Source organism: Streptomyces sp. NPDC001980 (assembly GCF_040296885.1).
GTDB lineage: Bacteria > Actinomycetota > Actinomycetes > Streptomycetales > Streptomycetaceae > Streptomyces.
This window is the reverse complement of sequence record NZ_JBEOYD010000032.1, coordinates 77359-97408: the sequence shown is the minus strand read 5'-3', so window position 1 is coordinate 97408 and position 20050 is coordinate 77359. Positions and strand designations below refer to the sequence as shown.

The following is a 20050-nucleotide window of genomic DNA, read 5'->3' as shown; positions in this document are numbered from 1 at the left end:
GCGGATCGCCGTGGCGCGGTCACGCTTGCGGCTGCCGCCCCCAGCGTGCCGCGCACTCCCGCCCGCGTGCCGCGCACGCCCGATTCCCGGGCGCCGCCCGGTCCCGCCTCGCGCGCCCCGTCGCGGTGCGGCGCACTGCCCGGAGCCCGTGGGAGAACGGTGGGTGAGCGGTGGGTGAGCACCCTGCGGGGAAGTGGCGGGAGTACCGCGTGGTGCGCTTGACACGAAAATCGAACATCCATTCTTATGGAGGCTCCGGCACGACTCGCGGCGGGGATCCCAGCGGCGGTTCGACATGGTTTCGGCGGAGACATCCCCGAGTTATCCACAGGTCGAACCGGCGTCGGGGCGCATTGTCAGTGGCAGGCGTTAGCGTCTTTGACGTGAAGCGATCGACTCAAGCAAACCGGGTGGAACCCATGGCAGGAACCGACCGCGAGAAGGCGCTCGACGCCGCGCTCGCGCAGATTGAACGGCAATTCGGCAAGGGCGCGGTCATGCGCATGGGCGACCGGACGAAGGAGCCCATCGAGGTCATCTCGACCGGGTCGACCGCGCTCGACGTCGCCCTGGGTGTCGGTGGCCTGCCGCGCGGCCGGGTCGTGGAGATCTACGGACCGGAGTCCTCCGGCAAGACGACCCTGACCCTGCACGCCGTGGCCAACGCGCAGAAGGCGGGCGGTCAGGTCGCGTTCGTGGACGCGGAGCACGCCCTCGACCCCGAGTACGCGCAGAAGCTCGGCGTCGACATCGACAACCTGATCCTCTCCCAGCCGGACAACGGCGAGCAGGCCCTTGAGATCGTGGACATGCTGGTCCGCTCGGGCGCCCTCGACCTCATCGTCATCGACTCCGTCGCCGCGCTCGTCCCGCGCGCGGAGATCGAGGGCGAGATGGGCGACAGCCACGTCGGTCTCCAGGCCCGCCTGATGAGCCAGGCGCTGCGGAAGATCACCAGCGCGCTCAACCAGTCCAAGACCACCGCGATCTTCATCAACCAGCTCCGCGAGAAGATCGGCGTGATGTTCGGCTCCCCGGAGACCACGACCGGTGGCCGCGCGCTGAAGTTCTACGCCTCGGTGCGACTCGACATCCGCCGCATCGAGACCCTGAAGGACGGCACCGAGGCGGTCGGCAACCGCACCCGGGTCAAGGTCGTCAAGAACAAGGTCGCGCCGCCCTTCAAGCAGGCCGAGTTCGACATCCTCTACGGCCACGGCATCAGCCGCGAGGGCGGCCTGATCGACATGGGCGTGGAGAACGGCTTCGTCCGCAAGGCCGGCGCCTGGTACACGTACGAGGGCGACCAGCTCGGCCAGGGCAAGGAGAACGCGCGCAACTTCCTCAAGGACAACCCCGACCTGGCCAACGAGATCGAGAAGAAGATCAAGGAGAAGCTGGGCGTCGGTGTCCGCCCGGAGACGCCCGCCGCCGAGCCGGGCGCGGACGCGGCGGTCACCACCACCGCGGCCACGGACGACGCGGCGAAGACGGTGCCCGCCCCGGCCGCCGCCAAGGTCACCAAGCCCAAGGCCGCCACCGCCAAGAGCTGACGCCGTGACACGACGAACCGAATGGGCCGATCACGAGTACGCGTCCCCCGGTGCCCCACGGGGGAGGGGCACCGGGGGCGACCCGGGCTCCACCGGGGACGGTGACGAGGCCTACGGCACGGGCGGCGACAGCTACGGGGGCGGCACACACGGGGGTGACGGCGCGTACGCCGACGGCTTCTACGGCGACGGCACGCACGACGGCCCGGGCGGGCCCCGCGGGCACGGGTCACCCGGCCGTGGCTCGCGGAAGTCCGGGACGCGCCGTCGGCGTGGCTTCGGGGAGCCGTCCGGTGAGGACGGGGGTTCCTCCTCCTCGTCGAGGGCCGAGCAGGGGGAACCTCCAGCGGACCCGGCTGAGCGGGCGCGGGCGATCTGTCTGCGCCTGCTCACCGGGACCCCGCGTACCCGGAAGCAGCTCGCGGACGCCCTGCACAAGCGGGAGATCCCGGACGACGTCGTCGAAGAGGTGCTGTCGCGGTTCGAGGAGGTCGGGCTGATCAACGACAGCGCGTTCGCGGACGCCTGGGTGGAGTCCCGGCACCACGGCCGGGGACTGGCCCGGCGCGCGCTCGCCCAGGAACTGCGCACCAAGGGCGTCGACCCGGCGCTCATCGACGAGGCCGTCGCCCGGCTCGACTCCGAGCAGGAGGAGGAGACGGCCCGCGAACTCGTCGCCCGCAAGCTCCGCTCCACCCGGGGCCTCGACCGCGACAAGCGGATCCGCCGCCTCGCCGGGATGCTCGCCCGCAAGGGGTACTCCGAGGGCATGGCCCTCCGGGTCGTCCGGCGGGCACTGGAGGAGGAGGGCGAGGACACGGAGTTCCTGGAGGGCGGGGACTTCTGACGGGGCGTCGGCCTCGGAGGGGGTGGGGTTAACCCCCTGCGAAGACGCCGGACCACCGCAGTGCCCGGGGACCCCCGCGTCGACGACGGTGTACGCCATGATGCTGCGCTACGCCCTCAAGACCGTCCGCGCCCGCAAGGCCGGTTTCCTCGGCGCCTTCCTCGCCCTGCTCTGCGCGGCCGCCCTGATCTCGGCCTGCGGCACCCTTCTCGACACCGGCCTGCGCGGCACGATCCGCACCGAGCGCTACGCGGCGACCCCGGTCGTGGTCTCCGCCGACCAGTACGTCCACCGGACCACCGTCAAGCACAAGCACGGCAAGACCAAGGTCAAGCACAAGGCGAAACCCATCGCCGAGCGCGCCTGGCTGCCGGCCGGCCTGGAGGCCGGGATCGCCCGTACGCCCGGTGTCGCCCGGGTCGTGCCCGAACTGACCTTCCTCGCCCAGCCGCTGACCCCGGCCGGCACCGGCGGCCGTACCGCCTACGGCCACGCCTGGGAGTCCGCCGCGCTCACCCCGTACCGGCTGGTCACCGGCACCGCGCCCCGGACGGCCACCGACCTGGTCGTCGACCGCGACCTCGCCGTACGCGCCCGTCTGCGGCCCGGTGACACACTCATCGTGCAGTCGACGCAGGCCCCGCGCGCCTACCGGATCACCGGAATCGCCGCCCCGGCCACGGACGTACGCCACCAGACGGCACTCTTCTTCTCCGCCGCCGAGGCCCGCAGGCTGGCCGCGCACCCCGGGCAGGTCACCGCGTTCGGTGTGCTGCCGACGCACGGCACCGATCCGGAGCGGCTGAAGCAGGCGGTGACGCGGACGCTGCGCGGCACCACCGCCCAGGTCTCCACCGGGGACGCCCGTGGCCCCGTCGAGTTCCTGGACGCGGCCGCCGCCCGGGTCCGGCTGGTCAGCATGGGCGGCGCGATGGGCGGGACCTCACTGCTCGTGGCGGTCCTGGTGGTCGTCGGCACCTTCGTGCTCACCGTCCAGCAGCGCCACCGCGAACTCGCCCTGCTGCGCGCCATCGCCGCCACACCGGGACAGATCCGCCGCCTGCTCGGCCGCGAGGCCCTGATCATCGGCGCGGTCGCCGGCACGCTCGGCGCACTCCTCGGCCTGCCGCTGGGCGCCTGGCTGCACACCAGGTTCGTCGCACTCGGCGCCGTACCTGCCGCGCTTCAGCACACCACCGGTGTCGTCCCGCCCCTCGCCGCGCTGGCCGCGACCCTGGCCGGCGCCTGGGCGGCCGCCCGTATCGCCTCCCGGCGCATCACCCGGATCCGGCCGACCGAGGCGCTGGCGGAGTCCCGCATCGAACCCGCCCGGCCCGCCTGGGGGCGGATCGCCGTCGGTCTGCTGTTGCTCGCCGGTGGAGTCGTCCTCGTCGTGCTGCTCACCTCCCTGCGTACCGAACCCGCCTCGACCCCCGTCACCTTCCTCGCCGTCGTGGTCCTCGCCACCTCCGTCGCCCTGCTCGGTCCGCTGCTGGTCAGGGCGGCCGCGCTGCTGCTCGCCGGCCCGCTGCGGCTCACCGGTCACGGCGGCCGGCTCGCCACCGCCAACCTGCGCGGCAACGCCGCCCGGATGGCCTCCGTCGTCACCCCCCTCACCCTGCTCATCGGCATGACCTGCACCGTGCTGTTCGTCCAGGCCACCCTCGACGACGCCGCGCGCGCCCAGGCCCGCGCCGGGGTCACGGCCGACTGGGTCGTCGCCGCCCGGGGACCCGGGGTACCGGCCGCGGCGGCACGGGAGTTGCGCACGCACCACGACACCGCCACCGAAGTGGTCCGCACGACCGTCCGCATCGGACTCGACAAGTACCCGGCCCAGGGCGTCACTCCCGAGGGCCTCGCCCGCACCTGGGACCCCGAGGTGACCGCCGGCTCCCTCGACCGGCTCACCGACCGCACCGTCGCCGTCAGCGAACTGGCCGCCGATCAGCACCACCTGAGGCCCGGCAGCACCCTGAAACTCACGCTCGGCGACGGCACGCCCGCCACGCTCACCGTCGCCGCCGTCTACACCCGGGGTCTCGGCTTCGGCGACCTCACCTTCGCCCACGACCTCGTCTCGCACCATGTGGACAACCCGCTCGCCTCCTCCGTCCTCGTCAGCACTGCCCGTACACATGCACAACTCGCGACTACGCTGCGTGAGTTCCCAGGGCTTGAAATTCTTTCGCCGACCGCCGCCGACTCGCTCCGGGCCCACCGCCAGCAGGGCAACGCCGAGGTCGACCTCCTCGCCATGGGGCTGGTCCTCGCCTTCACCGCCATCGCCGTCGTCAACACGCTCGCCATGTCGGTCGCGGACCGCGTGCGGGAGTTCGCGCTGCTCAGGCTGGTCGGTGCCACCCGCCGTCAGGTGCTGCGGATGCTGCGCACCGAGGTGCTGTCCGTGCTGACGCTCGCCACGGCACTCGGCAGCGGCATCGCGCTCGCCGTACTGACCGCGTTCAGCGTCGGCATGACGGGCCGCGCCGCGCCGACCGTCACACCGTTGCTGTACGTGACGGTCGTCGCGACCGCCGGGCTGCTCGCACTGGTGGCCGCGGCCCTTCCCGGACGGGTGGCGCTGCGGGTGCCGGCGGTGACGGCAGCGACGGCGAAGGACTGAGCGCTCCGCTGGAAGTGCAGCGATGCGCCGTCTGCCGTCTGCCGTCTGCCGTCTGTGGCGCCGTCGTGGCTGGTCGCGCCCGCGCGGCGGTAGCCGCATATCGGATACAGCCCCGCGCCCCTTTGGGGCGCTGCGTCGACGGACCCGCTGAGGCCGAACCGGCTCAGTGGCCGCCGGACGCGTTCCAGTCGACGAGTTGGACGATGACGCCGTTGGGGTCGGTGACCTGGAAGGCGCGCTCGCCCCAGGGCTCCTCGCGCAACGGCATCGTGATCGTGACGCCCTCGGCGGTCAGGCGGGCCAGTTCGGCTTCGAGGTTGTCGACGACGAAGGCGAGGATCACCCCGTCGGCGTGGTCCTCGCGCTGGTCCTCGGGGAGCGAGGCCAGGCCGCGTCGCAGGTAGACGACGTTCATTCCGGCGTCGTCGCGGGTCAGCGAGGCGAAACCGTCGGCGGCGAGTTCCTCGCGGAACCCGAAGTGGTCGGTGAGGAAGGCGCTGGACGCCACGACGTCGTCGACGTTGAGGGAGACGGCGGAAGCGGTGATCGACACGAGAGCTCCTTGACCTTGACCTGGAGGATTACTCTGTACGCAGTACACTGTACCGCGTACAGAGTAATTGGTGGGGGAGGATGTCCAGATGCCTCTCGACCGAAGCAGTGCCGGTGATCCGGCCCGTTCCCTGGAACTGCTCTGGCGGGTCCCCGCCACCCCGCGGCGCGGGCCGCAGCAGCGGCTGAACATCGACAGGGTTGTCACCGTCGCCATCGGGCTGGCGGATGCCGAGGGTCTGGACGCGGTCACCATGCGCCGCGTCGCGCAGCAGCTGGGGGTGGTCCCGATGACCCTCTACACCTATGTGCCGGGCAAGGCCGAGCTTCTGGACCTCATGCTGGACACCGCTTACGTCCAGATGGCCCGGGCGGATACCACGGGCCGGCCGTGGCGGGTCCGGCTGATCGCGGTGGCCGAGGAGAACAGGACGCTGTTCGAGGCGCACCCGTGGGCCGCCTTGATCTCCACCGGCCGTCCGCCGCTGGGACCCGGAATGATGGCCAAGTACGAACACGAACTGTCGGCACTGGACGGACTCGGGCTCGACGACGTGGAGATGGACGCCGCCCTGACCTTTCTGCTCACCTTCGTTCAGGCCAACGCCCGCTCGGCGGCGGAGGCTCGCGCCGCCCGGCAGGACAGCGCCCTGGACGATGAGCAGTGGTGGGCGGCCAACGCCCCACTGCTCGAAAGGGTGCTCGACCCACGTGCCTACCCCACCGCCGCCCGGGTCGGCACGGCGGCGGGTACCGCGCACGGTGCCGCGTACAGTCCCGGTCACGCCTGGGAGTTCGGCCTCGGCCGGGTGCTCGACGGTCTCGCCGCGCTCATCGACAGCCACACGGACTCGACCGGGACCGGGGAGCCGTAGGGACTAGGCGCTCCGCTGGAAGTGCCGCGATGTGCCGTCTGCCGTCTGCCGTCTGCCGTCTGCCGTCTGCCGTCTGCCGCGCCGTCGTGGCTGGTCGCGCCCGCGCGGCGGTGGCCGCATATCGGATACAGCCCCGCGCCCCTTTGGGGCGCTTCGCGGAACCGCAGTGGGCTTCGCCGGACCCGCTCAGGACGGCTGCGAAGACTGGGACGACTGAGGCGTGACCGGCAGGCCCGCCGTCTTCCATGCCTGGAAGCCGCCGATCAGGTCCGTTGCCCGGTGCAGGCCCAACTGGTGCAGGGAGGCGGCGGCCAGGCTGGAGGCGTAGCCCTCGTTGCAGATCACGACGACCCGGAGGTCGTGGCCGGTGGCCTCCGGGGTCTTGTGGCTGCCCTGCGGGTCCAGCCGCCACTCCAGTTCGTTGCGCTCTATGACGAGCGCGCCGGGTATCACCCCGTCCCGGTCGCGCAGCGCCGCGTACCGGATGTCGACGAGCAGGGCCTCGCCGGTGCGCGCCGCGTCGTACGCCTCCTGCGCCTCGATGCGCCGGTAGCCCACGCGCACCCGCTCCAGCAGTTCGTCGATGCCCACCGGACGTGACTCCACCGGTTCCGTGCCGCTCACTGCCAGTCCACCGGGCGCTCGACCTGCTCCAGGCGCAGCACCTGTCCGGTGCGGCTGTAGCGGCGGATCCGCGGCAGCGGCGGGTAGTAGGCGTGGACGGAGACCGCGTGGTGCTCGGTGGACTCGTTGAGCACCTCGTGGACGTGGTCGCGGCCGAAGGAGCGACCCTTCCCGGCCGGCAGTCGGCGTTCGCGGTCGACGCCCTCGGAGAGCTCCAGGGTCTTCCAGCCGTCGGTGGGCAGCCGGGTGGCCAGTGAGTACTCCTTCAGCTCACCGGTGGCGGTGAGGAAGGCGCCGACCGACTCGGCGTGGTCGTGCCAGCCGGTGCCGGAGCCGGGCGGCCAGCCGATCAGCCACGCCTCACTGCCGGCGGGACCGTCGAGCCGTACCCAGGTACGGCCCTCGGGGTCGAGCGGGAGGGAGGCGATCAGCTCGGCGTCGACGGCCGTACGCCGGACGAAGTCGAGGAGGTCCGCCTGGGTGGGCGCGGCGCCGGGCGCGGGGGCGGACGGGGAAACGGAGGACGACGAGAGAGAGGCAGACACGTGCACCGATCCTGATGAGGGTTCGCAGAAGCGGGCGTAGACGGCGCCCGGAGAGAGAAGAAGAATGCGAAATCAGCAGGACGGAAGACACACGCAGCCCGCATAGCGGACCAGGTCCACATGGACCTTCCGCCACAGGCGCACAGTGGTGTCGTTCACGATGCGGAGTACACCACGACGGTGCGGGCCGGTCAACTCACCGTCAGAATGTGGACGGCCCGGTCACCGCGCGGGGGAACCGGCCTGCGCCTTCGTCTCCGCCCGCTGCCCCTCCTGCTCGGCCGTCTCCCGGTCCTTGCCGCCCAGCGTCGCCTCGGCCGCCGCGTACAGGTCGGCCGGGCGGACCCCGTTGAGGGCGGTGACCAGATGGCCGTCGGGGCGCACGAGCAGCACGGTGTGCGCCGGGGCGCCCGGGTAGGCCTCGGCGACCAGCAGCTCGGCGGGGTGCGGCAGCGCGGTCACGGCCGCCGCGAGCCGGGGCATGATCCCGGCGGAGACCCAGTGCTTGCGGTCCCATACCCCCGTACCGGGCGCGATCAGGACGACGAGCAGCGCGCCGCGGCCGAGCCGGGAGCGCAGCTGCACGAAGGTGCCGTCCTCCGCGGTGACCCGGACATCGGTGACCGGTGTCCCCTGCGGGGTGTCGACCGGGATCTCGTGCTCCAGGTGCCGGGGGGCGAGGGGCGAGTCGGCGTACGCCCCCGGCGCACCGAGCGGACCGTGCCCCAAGTGACCTTCGGTGAGGAGCGCGTCGTGCCCCCGGGACGCGCCGGGGACGAACCCGCGCAGCCCGCCACCGCCGCGCAGCACCGGCAGCACCTGGTCGGCGGCGCGCAGCCGGGCGGCGATCACCGCGCGCCGCTCCGTCTGGTAGCTGTCCAGCAGGGCCTCGTGCGGGCCGTGGTGCCAGGCCGGGGCCAGCTTCCAGGCGAGGTTGTCGACGTCCCGCAGCCCCTCGTCGAGGCCGTGCGTCCCGAGCGCGCCGAGCAGGTGCGCGGCGTCCCCGGCGACGAACACCCGGCCCACCCGCCACCTGCGGGCGAGGCGGTGGTGCACGGTGTGGACGCCGGTGTCGAGCAGGTCGTACGGCGGTGTGGTGCCGCCCGTCCAGCCCGCGAGGGTCTCGCGGATCCGGGCCACGAGCAGCTCGGGGGTGACCAGGTCCTTGCCGGGCGGCAGCAGCCAGTCCAGGCGCCACACGCCGTCCGGGAGGGGGCGGGCGGTCACCTCCCCGGCCGAGGGCCCGGACGTCCGCCACGGCGGTGTCCGATGGAGCAACGCCTGACCGGGCCACGGAAGTTCCGTGCGCAGCGCGGCGACCGCGTGCCGTTCCACCGCCGTACGGCCCGGGAAGCGGATGTCCAGGAGCTTGCGCACGGTCGAGCGGGGGCCGTCGCAGCCCACCAGGTAACTGCCGCGCCACCAGGTGCCCCTGGGGCCGCGGGTGTGCGCGGTGACTCCGGAGCGCTCCTGCTCGACGGCGTCCAGACGGCTGTCGGTGGCGATCTTGACCAGCGGTTCGTCGGCGATCGCGGCGCGCAGGGCGTTGGTCAGCACGTGCTGTGCGAGGTGCAGCGGGGACGGCTCGCCGGCGTCGTCGAAGACGACCTCGCGCAGCACCTGCCGGCGCCGCATCGACCGCCAGCCGGTCCAGCGGGCGCCCAGCTCCTCCAGCGGGGCGCCGGACAGGCGCGCCACCAGGGCGGCGGTGTCCTCATGGAGCACCACCGTGCGCGCCGGGCGCGGCTCGTCCTTGCCCGGACCCTCGTCCAGGACGACGGACGGCACCTCCTGGCGGGCCAGCGCCAGGGCGAGCGTGAGCCCGACGGGCCCCGCTCCGACGATGATCACCGGGTCCACGGCGCGGCGCCCCCTGCCCGTACGCAAGTCCCGACGGACATCGATGAACAAGTGGGTGGAGCAGGGTGCACGATCACAGAACGTATGCAACAGACTGGGCGCCACCCGGTCAAGCGGCGCACCCGGGGACACGTCAGCATGGCGGGCGCGCAGGTGCCGTGGCGCACGGGAAATCGGCGGAGGCAGCGCCCGTACGGCCGCTGCCTCCGTGTGTGTCGTTCGGGTTGACCGGGAGTCAGGCGTTGGCTCCGCCCGCCCCGGTCGCGAAGGTGCCGCTGATCTCCGCCGCGTTCAGGTCGCTGACGTCCTCGGCGCCCAGCACCGCGCCGGTGCCGCGCTTGCTGCGCCGGAGCCGCTTCTCCAGCCAGGAGGCGAACGTGGTGAGCGCGAGGTTCAGCACGATGAAGACGACCCCGACGACGACGAAGCTGGGGATGACGTTGGCGTAGTTGGCGGCCAGCGTGCCGCGCGCCGTGAGCAACTCCGTGAACTGCAGCATCACACCGCCCAGCGCGGTGTCCTTCACGATCACCACGAGCTGGCTGACGATGGCCGGCAGCATCACGGTGACCGCCTGCGGCAGCAGGATGCCGGTCATCGTCTGCCCCTTGCGCAGCCCGATCGCGTACGCCGCCTCCGTCTGCCCCTTGGGGAGCGCGAGGACGCCGGCCCGTACGATCTCGGCGAGCACCGAGGCGTTGTAGAGCACCAGGCCGGTGACGACCGCGTACAGCGGCCGTTCGTCGCTGCCGACGTCGGTGGAGCGGACGTAGAACTCGTTGGCGAACAGCATCAGCAGCAGGACCGGGATCGCGCGGAAGAACTCCACGATCCAGGCGGCCGGTATCCGCACCCAGGCGTGGTCGGACATGCGGGCGATGCCGAAGACCGCGCCCAGCGGGAGGGCGATGACCATGGCGAGCGCCGCGGCCTTGAGGGTGTTGCCGAGGCCCGGCAGCAGGTACGTGGTCCACGCCTCGGAGGTGGTGAACGGCTGCCACAGGTCCCACTTGAGCTGGCCCTTGTCGTCCATCTTCCGCCAGACCCACCAGACCGCGAGGGCGAGGAGCAGGACGAAGGCGACGGAGAGGACCACGTTGCGCCGCTTGGCGCGGGGCCCCGGGGTGTCGTACAGCACGGAGCTCATCGCTTCACCGCCAGGCGCTTGGCGAGCCAGCCGAGGAACAGGCCGGTCGGGAGGGTCAGGACCACGAAGCCGAAGGCGAAGACCGCGCCGATGGCCAGCGTCTGGGCCTCGTTCTCGATCATCGCCTTCATCAGGGCCGCGGCCTCGGCGACGCCGATCGCGGCGGCCACCGTGGTGTTCTTGGTCAGCGCGATCAGGACGTTGGCCAGCGGGCCGATCACCGCGCGGAAGGCCTGCGGCAGCACGATCAGCCGCAGGGTCTGCGAGAAGTTCAGCCCGATCGCGCGGGCCGCCTCGGCCTGTCCGAGGGGCACGGTGTTGATGCCGGAGCGGATCGCCTCGCAGACGAAGGCCGCGGTGTAGGCGGTCAGGCCGAGCACCGCGAGGCGGAAGCCCTGGACCTTGAAGTCGGAGGCGCCCAGTGTCACGCCGAAGATGTCGGCGAGTCCGAGCGAGGTGAAGATGATGATGACCGTCAGGGGGATGTTCCGGACGATGTTGACGTAGGCGGTGCCGAACCCGCGCATCAGCGGGACCGGACTGACCCGCATCGCGGCCAGCAGGGTGCCCCAGACCAGGGAGCCGACGGCGGAGAGGACGGTCAGTTCCACCGTCGTCCAGAACGCCCCTAGGACGTCGTAGCCTTGAAGAAAGTCGAACACGATTTCCCGCGCTTCCGGGTGTGTGGCGTACGTGGAGGGCATGGCGCGCCGCCGCCGGGGAAGCGGTGGCGGCGGCGCGCGCGAGGAACCGCGCGTTGGGCTGCCGGATCCCTGCGTCGGCGGATCCCCGCGACCCGCGCGGGGTTCGGTTCCGCCGTGCGCGAAGCCTTACTTGACGATCACGCCGATCTTCGGGGCGGGCTCGTTCTTGTAGTCGGCCGGGCCGAAGTTCTTGGTGACGGCCTTGTCCCAGGAACCGTCGCCGACCATCTTCTCCAGCGCCGTGTTGATCTTGTCGAGGGTCGCGGAGTCGCCCTTCTTGACGCCGATGCCGTAGTTCTCGTTGCTCAGCTTCAGGCCGGCGAGCTTGAACTGGCCCTTGTACTTGTCCTGCGCGGCGAAGCCCGCGAGGATCGAGTCGTCCGTGGTCACCGCGTCGACGGCGCCGCTCTGCAGGCCGGCGATGCACTCCGAGTAGGTGCCGACCTCCTTGAGGTTGGCGTCCGGGGCGATCGTCTTCTGGATGTTCTGCGCCGAGGTCGAACCCGTCACGGAACACAGCTTCTTGCCGTTGAGGTCCGAGCCCTTGGCGATCTTCGAGTCGTTCTTGACCAGCAGGTCCTGGTGGGCCAGCAGGTACGGGCCGGCGAAGTCCACCTTCGCCTTGCGCTCGTCGGTGATCGAGTAGGTGGCCGCGATGAACTTCACGTCGCCGCGCGCGAGGGCGTTCTCCCGGTCGGCGCTCTTGGTCTGCACGAACTCGATCTGGTTCGGCTTGTAACCGAGCTGCCCGGCCACGTAGGTGGCCACGTCCACGTCGAAGCCGGAGAAGGATCCGTCGGGCTCCTGGAGGCCGAGACCGGGCTGGTCGTACTTGATGCCGACCTTGATCTTGCCGCCGCCCGAGGAACCGCTGTCGTCCTTGTCGCCGCTGCCGCACGCCGTGGCGGACAGGGCGAGCGCGAGCACGGCGGCCGAGGCGGCGGTGACCTTGCGGAGCTGCATGATGAACATCCCTCGTTTTGGTGAAGTTTGGTGAAGACGGCTTTGAAAGACCGCTTTGAAGGACCGCTTTGAAGACGGTTTTGAACACGTCGGGGAGACGTCCGGGGAGACGTCTGTGAAAAGGAAGCGGGGCCTGCCGCGCCTCAGTGGTGCAGGATCTTCGACAGGAAGTCCTTGGCCCGGTCGCTGCTCGGGTTGCTGAAGAACTGGTCCGGGGTCGCCTGTTCGACGATCCGGCCGTCGGCCATGAAGACCACCCGGTTCGCGGCCGAGCGGGCGAAGCCCATCTCGTGGGTGACGACGATCATCGTCATGCCGTCCCTGGCCAGCTGCTGCATGACCTCCAGGACCTCGTTGATCATCTCGGGGTCGAGGGCCGAGGTCGGCTCGTCGAAGAGCATGACCTTCGGGTCCATCGCCAGCGCCCGCGCGATGGCGACGCGCTGCTGCTGGCCGCCGGAGAGCTGCGCGGGGTACTTGTCGGCCTGGGTGCCCACGCCGACCCGGTCGAGCAGGGCGCGGGCCTTCTCCTCGGCCTGCTTCCGGTCCGACTTACGGACCTTGACCTGCCCGAGCACCACGTTCTCCAGCACCGTCTTGTGCGCGAAGAGATTGAAGGACTGGAAGACCATGCCGACGTCGGCGCGCAACCGGGCCAGCTCCTTGCCCTCCTGGGGCAGCGGCCTGCCGTCGATGGTGATCGTTCCGGAGTCGACGGTCTCCAGGCGGTTGACGGTGCGGCACAGCGTGGACTTGCCGGACCCGGAGGGCCCGATCACCACGACGACCTCACCGCGTGCGATCGTCAGGTCGATGTCCTGGAGCACGTGCAACGCGCCGAAGTGCTTGTTGACGCTCTTCAGGACGACCAGTTCGCCGGTCGCGGCCACGTCCTGCTTGGCCACCGATACTTCGGTCATCGCTTTCGGGCTCCGTCCTCCTCGGTTTCGGAGGAATGTAGTGAGAGCGGATGACCAGCGTCATTACATCTGAGGGAGATCTGAGCATCACGATCCGATAGCAAACGGACACGTGTCGTAGCACCGGCGGCTGCCCGGGTATCGGCCGCGTAACGGAACCCGCCCGCCACCGGAACCCACTTGACGCCGTCGGCGTCCATCAGCGTGACTGCTCCTCGTGCACGCGCGCGTGCGTTTTCTACAACGCGCGGGTTCTCCACAGACAAGCCGACGGCGAACCACGACGGTACGACCGCTGAACCGGAGGGGGCCGGGATGAGACTGCTGCTCGTCGAGGACGACAACCACGTCGCCGCCGCACTCTCCGCGGTCCTGGCCCGGCACGGGTTCTCCGTCACCCACGCCCGCAGCGGCGAGGAGGCGCTCCGCGCCCTCGTCCCCGAGAGCGACGGCTACGACGTCGTCCTCCTCGACCTCGGCCTGCCCGACCAGGACGGCTACGAGGTCTGCGGCAAGATCCGCAAGCGCACCAGCACCCCGGTCATCATGGTGACGGCCCGCTCCGATGTCCGCTCCCGCATCCACGGCCTCAACCTCGGCGCCGACGACTACGTGGTGAAGCCGTACGACACCGGGGAACTGCTCGCCCGGATCCACGCGGTCAGCCGGCGCACCCACCACGAGGACGGCCAGGCCGGCGCCGACGGCGACAGCGCGCTGCGACTCGGGGCCGTCCGCATCGAACTGCCCACCCGCCAGGTCAGCGTGGACGGCAAGGTCGTCCAGCTCACCCGCAAGGAGTTCGACCTGCTGGCGCTGCTCGCCCAGCGGCCCGGCGTGGTCTTCCGCCGGGAGCAGATCATCAGCGAGGTCTGGCGCACCAGCTGGGAGGGGACCGGCCGCACCCTGGAGGTGCATGTCGCCTCCCTGCGCGCCAAGCTGCGCATGCCCGCGCTCATCGAGACCGTACGCGGCGTGGGCTACCGGCTCGTCGCCCCGGCCGCGTAGCGGGGACGGGTGCGCACACGTCTCCTTCCGCTGCTCATCGTCCTGATGGCGGCCGTGCTGCTCGCGCTCGGCTTTCCGCTCGCCGTCAGCACGGCCTCCGCGCAGCAGCAGAAGGTCGTCGTCGACCGCATCGACGACACCGCGCGGTTCGCGGCCCTCGCCCAGTTCGTGACCGACACGCCCACCACCGCGCGTCCCCTGCGCACGGACGACCGCCTGGAGACCCTCCGCCGCGAACTCGCCAGCTACTACGGCGTCTACGGCATCCGCGCGGGCGTCTTCTACCGGAACGCCTCCTCCATGGCCAACGCGCCCGACGACTGGGTGCTGCCGGAGACCGGCGAGGTCCGGGAGGCCTTCGGCGAGGCCCTGCTCAGCCGCCGCAGCCACGATCCCGCGCAGGTGTGGCCCTGGCAGCGCAGCCGGCTGGTGGTGGCCTCGCCGGTGATCCGGGACGGCGATGTCGTCGCCGTGGTGGTCACCGACTCGCCCACCGGCCCGATGCGTTCCCGCACCCTGCGCGACTGGCTGGTCATCGGCGCCGGCGAGTGCGCGGCGATGCTGCTCGCCGTCGGCGCGGCGCTGCGGCTGACCGGGTGGGTGCTGCGGCCGGTACGGGTGCTCGACGCCACCACGCACGCCATCGCCAGCGGCCGGCTCAAGTCCCGGGTCGCGGCGGCCGGCGGCCCCCCGGAACTCAGACGGCTGGCCCGGGCGTTCAACGAGATGGCGGACAACGTCGAGGACGTGCTGGAGCAGCAGCGGGCCTTCGTCGCCGACGCCTCCCACCAGCTGCGCAACCCCCTCTCCGCGCTGCTGCTGCGCATCGAACTGCTCGCCCTCGAACTCCCCGAGGACAACGAGGAGATCGCCTCGGTCCGCACCGAGGGCAAGCGGCTCGCGCAGGTCCTGGACGACCTGCTCGACCTGGCGCTGGCCGAGCACGCCGAGGCGGACCTGCTGCTGACCGATCTCGGGCGGCTGGCCGAGGAGCGGATCGCCGCGTGGGCACCGGCCGCCGCGGCGAAGGGGGTCCGGCTGACCGGGGACTGCACGCCGACCACCGGGTGGGCCGACCCGGTCACGCTGTCCAGCGCGCTGGACGCGGTGATCGACAACGCGGTGAAGTTCACGCCGGAGGGGGGTGCGGTGGAGGTGGTCGTGGCCGCCCACGGTGCCGTGTCCACGGTCGTGGTGACCGACTCGGGGCCGGGGCTGACGGACGAGGAACTCGCGCGCGTGGGGGACCGGTTCTGGCGGAGCGGGCGGCATCAGAACGTGAAGGGGTCGGGGCTGGGGTTGTCGATCACGCGGGCGTTGCTGGCGGCGGGGGGAGGGGCGATCGCTTATGAGCACCATGAGCCGCGGGGGCTGCGGGTGACCGTGTCCGTGCCGCGGGGTGGGTGAGAGATGGGTGGGTGCGGTTCTGGTCTGGGTGCGAGTGGGTGGGGGTGCTCGCGCAGTTCCTCCCCCAGCCTTCGGCCGGGGGTACCCCCAGCGCCCCTTTGGGGCGTTTCAAGCTGAGCTCAGGGCTTCACCGAGCGGTAGTACCGTCGCGCCCCCTCCTGCAGCGGCAGCGGGTCCGTGTAGATCGCGGTGCGCAGGTCCACCAGTTGGGCCGAGTGGACGTGGTTGCCGATGTCGTCGCGGCTCTTGATGACCGTGCGGGTCACCCACTCGGTGAGGCGCGGGTCGACGTCCTTGCGGGTCATCAGGACGTTGGACACCGCGATCGTGGGCACCGTCGTGCCCTGCTGCACGGACGGGTACGCCGACTCAGGCATGTTGGTCGCCCGGTAGTAGAGCGAGGCCGCGCCCTCGGTGTGCAGCTTGGTGACGAGGCTTCCGCCGATCGGGACGAACGTGAAGCTGAACTTCTTCGCCAGGTCCAGGAGCCCCTTGGTCGGCAGGCCGCCCGACCAGAAGAACGCGTCGATCTTGCCGCGCCGCAACTGGTCCGGGCCGGTGTCTATGCCGTCGGACACCGGTGTGATGTCCTTCGCCGGGTCGATCCCGGAGGCCCTGAGCACCCGGTCGGCGATCAGCCGCACCCCCGAGTTGGGCAGCCCTATCGCCACCCGCTTGTGCCGCAGCTGCGCGACGTCGGTGATGCCCGAGTCGCGGGGTACGACGAGCTGGACGTAGTCGTCGTAGAGCCGGGCCACCCCGCGCAGCAGTCCGGCGTCCTGGCCGCCGTTCAGCTCGTACGTCTCCACCGCGTCGGCCGCCGCGATGGTGAAGTCGGCGTGGCCGGTCGCCACCCGCCGTACGTTCTCGTACGACCCGTTGCTCTGCCGCAGCTCCACCTTCAGGCCCGGCATGTCCTTGCGCAGCTCGGTGCGCAGCCGCTCGCCGTACTCCTGGTAGACGCCGCGCAGCGTCCCGGTGCTGAAGACGATCGTCCCGGTCGGCGGCTTCTCGCCGAGCGGCAGCAGCCACCACAGCAGCAGGCCGAACGCGACGACGCCGGCGGTCGCACACTGGAGGGCACGGCGTCTGCCGATACGGGGGAGCAGCTTGGACATGCGCGCGATCCTGCCAGCCGGTCACCGTCCTGACCAGGGCCGGGGTCGGGGCCGGGGCACGGCGGCGGAACGGGACTGTCAGTGGCGGCCGCTAGAGTCGTTCGCATGACCAGTCCCGTCCCCGGCGCCCCGACCGGTACCTCACCCGCCCGCCTCGTCCGGGAGTTCCACCGCGCCTTCGGCCTGGATGCCCGCACCACGCCGACCGAGGTGTCCTCCGAACTGGCCGCGCACCGCGGGGAACTGCTCGCCGAGGAGGCCGCGGAGGTCGCCGAGGTCGCGGTAGGCGGGCCCCTCGACCGGCTCGCGCACGAGCTGGCGGACGTGGTCTACGTGGCGTACGGCACCGCGCTGGTGCACGGGATCGACCTCGACGCGGTGCTCGCCGAGATCCACCGGGCCAACATGAGCAAGCTGGGGCCCGACGGGCAGGTGGCCCGCCGGGCCGACGGCAAGGTGCTCAAGGGGGAGCACTACCGGGCGCCGGACGTCTCGGCGGTGCTGCGCCGCCAGGGCTGGATACCGGGCGGCGCGGCCTGACCCGTGGTCAGAGGGTGCCGCCCGCCAGCTTCCATTCGCGGTGCAGGGCGCCCAGCGGGATGCCGCGCTCCAGCACCGGCGTGCCGAAGACCGACAGCTGGAGGCGGAGGGTGCCGGAGAGGTCGACACCGCCGTACAGGTTCCAGGTGCCCCGGACGTCCGCGCCCGGGGTCGCGGAGGTGGCGGTGACCGTGCCGGTGGCCTCGCCACGCAGGTACGGCGCCAGGTCGGCGGTGACGCCCACGCTGCCGTAGAGGCCGACGGAGGCCTCGGCGCCCAGCGCGGTCCTGACGCTCCCCGCGGTGGTCACCGAGGTGCGCACCGGAGTGCTCGTCATGGTCGAGCTGCTGACCGGCGTCCAGCCCTGGGCCGTGCCGAAGGTCCCGCCCGCCTTGAAGCCGCCCTTCAGGTTCTGCTCCACGTCGACCGTGATCTTCCCGTCGCCGCTCACCTGGAGGTAGCAGGTCAGGTCGAGGTTGACGACGACGGGGACCGCGCCGACCTGGAGGACGGGGTCGGCGTGCAGCCTGGCGAACGGGATGCGCAGCGGGGTGGCCGTGGCCCCGGCCCGCCCCTTGACCGCCCAGCCGGAGTCCCAGTCGCCGGAGACGCCGAGGTAGGCGGAGCCGGGCGCGGAGCCGGTGCCCGCGCCGCCGTAGGCGAAGTCGACCTGCGGGGCGACCTGGACGAAGCCGGAGACCGAGGCCGCGGCGGAGGCCGGCGCACCCTCGGCGGTCGGCACCTCGGTGCTGACGTCCAGGCGGAGGCTGCCGAGCGGCACGGTGGCACCCTCGGGGCCGACGTGCACGTCACCGGCCTTGGACCAGGAGACCTTGACGTCGGGCAGCAGCTTGTCGACGTCGAAGGCGGCCGGGTCGACGGGCACGGTGCCCTTCGCCGTGTCGTCGCCGAGCAGGGCGTCGAGGGTCGCGGGCTCGGTCTGCACCTCGGTGCCCGCGTCGGTCTCACCGAGCACCTTGGTCACCTTGGCGAGCAGCCCGTCCGGGGCGCCGGGCGCGGGGGCACTGGCGATGACGTCACCGACGGCGGCCTGCTGGGCGGAGGCCGAGGCGGAAGCGGAGGCCGATGGCGTGGGGCTGGGGGAGACGGTCGGGGCGGCCGGACTGCCCTTGCCCGCCGAATTTCCTTTCGCGGCATTGGATATGACGGCCCGTCGGGTCTTACCGTCGTAGGAGCTGACGGTGAGCGTGGTGCGGTGTGCCGGCCGGCCCGCACCCGCCGAGCCCGCGGCCGCGGTCGCGGCGGTGGCCGGTGCGGCGGCGACGGCGAGGGTCCGGCCGTCCGTGCGGGCGGCGGCGGTGGAGTCGTCGGAGACCCGGGTGGCCTCCCGGGCGTGGCCGTCGGCGGCGGCCTCGTGCTGCGGCGAGGAGCAGCCCGAGGCGAGGAGGAGGGCGGTCACGGCGAAGGCGGGCACGAGGGCATGCCCGAGCCTTGTGCGTCTGCGCAAGGTCAGTCCTGAGGGTGGGGGGTGACGAAGAGACACCGATCATGGTTACCGGTAAGTAGAACCGGCCGGTAACTCGGTGTGGCCCCGAGCATGCCACGCCCGCCGCACAGGCTCCCCACAATCCGCCCACATCCCGACGTGACCTGAACCACGGCGACTTCAGGCCGACATGGCCGTATCCATGAGAGTCAGGGCCGAAGCCAGAGCTGAATTCAGAGCTGAAGTCGGAGTCGAAGTCAGAGCCGGAGTCAGTCCTGCCGCTGCGCGGCCGTCCGGCGCCGGCGCTTGCCGAGGGGGGCCTGGGAGAGGTCCTCCGCGTTGGACCTGAGGTTCTTGTAGCCGTAGCCGCGCTCGGTGAGCCACGCCCTGGCCGCCTCCTCGGCGCGCTCGGTCGCCGCCAGGATGTCCTCCTCTTCCTCCCCGGTGTCCTGGAAGCGGAAGGTGAAGGCCGGACGGGCGGTGATGTCGTAACTGAGGTGGCCCTCGGGCGTGAAGGCCGCGCGCAGCACGTCGTGCTCCGCGGCCCGGGAGAGCAGTTCGGCGCGCTGCTCGGCGGTGAGGCCGTCGAAGACGCCGCGGACGGTGACGCGGAAGGTGCGGGTGGTCATGGCGCGACCCTAGGCAGGACGGGGCGCACCGCTCCACCGCGTTTCCGGCACCCGCCGGACACCCCCGACCGCCGGACGCCTACCCGCCGACCTGGCCGAGCCGCAGGTTCCAGCGCCCGGGCCCGCCCGTGATCTCCGTCGCCGACAGCGGCGGGGCGTCCACGCGCCAGAACGCCGCCTCGGGCGCCCCCAGTACGTGCAGCACCATGGCGCGCACCACCTCCGGTTCCACCACGGCGATCGTCCGGCCGATGGTCAGGCCCGTCCGGTCCAGCCAGCCGGCGACCCGCACGCACAACTCCCGTACCGATTCACCCCCGTGCGGCGCGGCCCCCGGGTCGGTCAGCCACTGGAGCAGCGCGTCGGGTTCGGCGGTGCCGACCTCCTCCAGCGTCCGCCCCCGCCAGCGCCCCGCGTCCAGGCCCGACAGCTCGGGCTCCGCCGTGGCGTCGAGGCCCAGTGCGGCCGCCGTCTCCCGGCAGCGCACGCTGGGGGAGCTGACCGTCTCGCCCGCGGCCGGCAGGGACAGCGCCACCGCCTCGGGCTTCTCGATCGAGTCACCGTCGTCGAAGCGGGCCCGCCGCAGCGAGGGGGTGATGGCGGGGGCTATGAGGATGACTCGGCAGGTCACGGGCGGAAGTTCTCCTCGGTCGGACAGCAGGTACCGGCGACGGTGGGTGCCGGC

The 20050-nt window shown here is 71.9% G+C and carries 20 protein-coding genes; 7 read left to right on the top strand and 13 right to left on the bottom strand.

Annotation, left to right across the window (positions count from 1 at the left end; genetic code table 11):
- Window positions 1-419 precede the first annotated feature (419 nt).
- From recA to ABT137_RS36770, 3 genes are all read left to right on the top strand, one after another.
- Window positions 420-1553: a recombinase RecA gene (gene recA, locus ABT137_RS36780; protein ID WP_351715538.1), complete on the top strand. Its 1134-nt coding sequence runs from the start codon at window positions 420-422 to the stop codon at window positions 1551-1553.
- A gap of 4 nt (window positions 1554-1557) precedes the next feature.
- The gene (gene recX, locus ABT137_RS36775) at window positions 1558-2400 is read left to right on the top strand and encodes a recombination regulator RecX (RefSeq protein WP_351715536.1); all 843 of its coding nucleotides are present in this window, start codon (window positions 1558-1560) and stop codon (window positions 2398-2400) included.
- Window positions 2401-2497: 97 nt separating this feature from the next.
- Window positions 2498-5026 (top strand): FtsX-like permease family protein, encoded by a 2529-nt coding sequence (locus ABT137_RS36770; RefSeq protein ID WP_351715534.1) that lies wholly within the window; start codon window positions 2498-2500, stop codon window positions 5024-5026.
- Window positions 5027-5189: 163 nt separating this feature from the next.
- Here the strand turns inward: ABT137_RS36770 and ABT137_RS36765 are convergent, their stop codons facing one another.
- The gene (locus ABT137_RS36765; protein ID WP_351715532.1) at window positions 5190-5579 is read right to left on the bottom strand and encodes a VOC family protein; all 390 of its coding nucleotides are present in this window, start codon (window positions 5577-5579) and stop codon (window positions 5190-5192) included.
- A gap of 88 nt (window positions 5580-5667) precedes the next feature.
- Between ABT137_RS36765 and ABT137_RS36760 the strand changes: the two genes are divergently transcribed.
- Window positions 5668-6453 (top strand): TetR/AcrR family transcriptional regulator C-terminal domain-containing protein, encoded by a 786-nt coding sequence (locus ABT137_RS36760; protein ID WP_351715530.1) that lies wholly within the window; start codon window positions 5668-5670, stop codon window positions 6451-6453.
- A 186-nt stretch (window positions 6454-6639) separates the two neighbouring features.
- On the opposite strand, the gene ABT137_RS36755 is transcribed toward ABT137_RS36760, so the two are convergent.
- The 8 genes from ABT137_RS36755 to ABT137_RS36720 all read right to left on the bottom strand — a co-directional run bounded on the left by ABT137_RS36755 (window position 6640) and on the right by ABT137_RS36720 (window position 13216).
- Window positions 6640-7083, bottom strand: a complete 444-nt coding sequence (locus ABT137_RS36755) for a rhodanese-like domain-containing protein (protein WP_502984635.1) — start codon at window positions 7081-7083, stop codon at window positions 6640-6642.
- Entirely contained in the window at window positions 7074-7628 is a 555-nt protein-coding gene (locus ABT137_RS36750; RefSeq protein WP_502984633.1) for a cupin domain-containing protein, read from the bottom strand. The genes ABT137_RS36755 and ABT137_RS36750 overlap by 10 nt, the downstream gene beginning before the upstream one ends.
- A gap of 66 nt (window positions 7629-7694) precedes the next feature.
- Window positions 7695-7766 carry a putative leader peptide gene (locus ABT137_RS36745; RefSeq protein ID WP_311737274.1) on the bottom strand — a complete coding sequence of 24 codons (72 nt, stop codon included), beginning with the start codon at window positions 7764-7766 and terminating at the stop codon, window positions 7695-7697.
- A 78-nt stretch (window positions 7767-7844) separates the two neighbouring features.
- The gene (locus ABT137_RS36740) at window positions 7845-9482 is read right to left on the bottom strand and encodes an FAD-dependent monooxygenase (RefSeq protein ID WP_351715525.1); all 1638 of its coding nucleotides are present in this window, start codon (window positions 9480-9482) and stop codon (window positions 7845-7847) included.
- Between the two features lie 235 nt (window positions 9483-9717).
- Entirely contained in the window at window positions 9718-10629 is a 912-nt protein-coding gene (locus ABT137_RS36735) for an amino acid ABC transporter permease (RefSeq protein WP_351715523.1), read from the bottom strand.
- Window positions 10626-11291 (bottom strand): amino acid ABC transporter permease, encoded by a 666-nt coding sequence (locus ABT137_RS36730; RefSeq protein WP_351715520.1) that lies wholly within the window; start codon window positions 11289-11291, stop codon window positions 10626-10628. Before ABT137_RS36730 ends, ABT137_RS36735 begins: the two co-directional genes overlap by 4 nt.
- Before the next feature lie 168 nt (window positions 11292-11459).
- Window positions 11460-12296 carry a glutamate ABC transporter substrate-binding protein gene (locus ABT137_RS36725; protein WP_351715518.1) on the bottom strand — a complete coding sequence of 279 codons (837 nt, stop codon included), beginning with the start codon at window positions 12294-12296 and terminating at the stop codon, window positions 11460-11462.
- A 143-nt stretch (window positions 12297-12439) separates the two neighbouring features.
- A complete protein-coding gene (locus tag ABT137_RS36720) occupies window positions 12440-13216 on the bottom strand; it encodes an amino acid ABC transporter ATP-binding protein (protein ID WP_351715516.1) in 777 nt (258 codons plus the stop codon).
- Window positions 13217-13531: 315 nt separating this feature from the next.
- Here ABT137_RS36720 and ABT137_RS36715 point away from each other — a divergent pair, with 315 nt between their 5' ends.
- Together ABT137_RS36715 and ABT137_RS36710 are read left to right on the top strand one after the other, a co-directional pair.
- Window positions 13532-14224: a response regulator transcription factor gene (locus ABT137_RS36715; protein ID WP_293999046.1), complete on the top strand. Its 693-nt coding sequence runs from the start codon at window positions 13532-13534 to the stop codon at window positions 14222-14224.
- Between the two features lie 9 nt (window positions 14225-14233).
- Window positions 14234-15631: a sensor histidine kinase gene (locus ABT137_RS36710; protein WP_351715514.1), complete on the top strand. Its 1398-nt coding sequence runs from the start codon at window positions 14234-14236 to the stop codon at window positions 15629-15631.
- Between the two features lie 119 nt (window positions 15632-15750).
- Here ABT137_RS36710 and ABT137_RS36705 read toward each other — a convergent pair whose 3' ends face one another.
- Entirely contained in the window at window positions 15751-16749 is a 999-nt protein-coding gene (locus tag ABT137_RS36705) for a TAXI family TRAP transporter solute-binding subunit (RefSeq protein ID WP_351715512.1), read from the bottom strand.
- 105 nt (window positions 16750-16854) lie between these two features.
- On the opposite strand from ABT137_RS36705, the gene ABT137_RS36700 reads away from it, so the two are divergent.
- Window positions 16855-17289 (top strand): pyrophosphohydrolase domain-containing protein, encoded by a 435-nt coding sequence (locus ABT137_RS36700; protein ID WP_351715510.1) that lies wholly within the window; start codon window positions 16855-16857, stop codon window positions 17287-17289.
- 7 nt (window positions 17290-17296) lie between these two features.
- Here ABT137_RS36700 and ABT137_RS36695 read toward each other — a convergent pair whose 3' ends face one another.
- From ABT137_RS36695 to ABT137_RS36685, 3 genes are all read right to left on the bottom strand, one after another.
- Window positions 17297-18757, bottom strand: coding sequence for a hypothetical protein (locus ABT137_RS36695; RefSeq protein WP_351715508.1), 1461 nt, complete (start codon window positions 18755-18757; stop codon window positions 17297-17299).
- 248 nt (window positions 18758-19005) lie between these two features.
- A complete protein-coding gene (locus ABT137_RS36690; RefSeq protein WP_351715506.1) occupies window positions 19006-19365 on the bottom strand; it encodes a DUF6204 family protein in 360 nt (119 codons plus the stop codon).
- A gap of 79 nt (window positions 19366-19444) precedes the next feature.
- The gene (locus ABT137_RS36685; RefSeq protein WP_351715504.1) at window positions 19445-19996 is read right to left on the bottom strand and encodes a histidine phosphatase family protein; all 552 of its coding nucleotides are present in this window, start codon (window positions 19994-19996) and stop codon (window positions 19445-19447) included.
- Window positions 19997-20050: the final 54 nt, after the last annotated feature.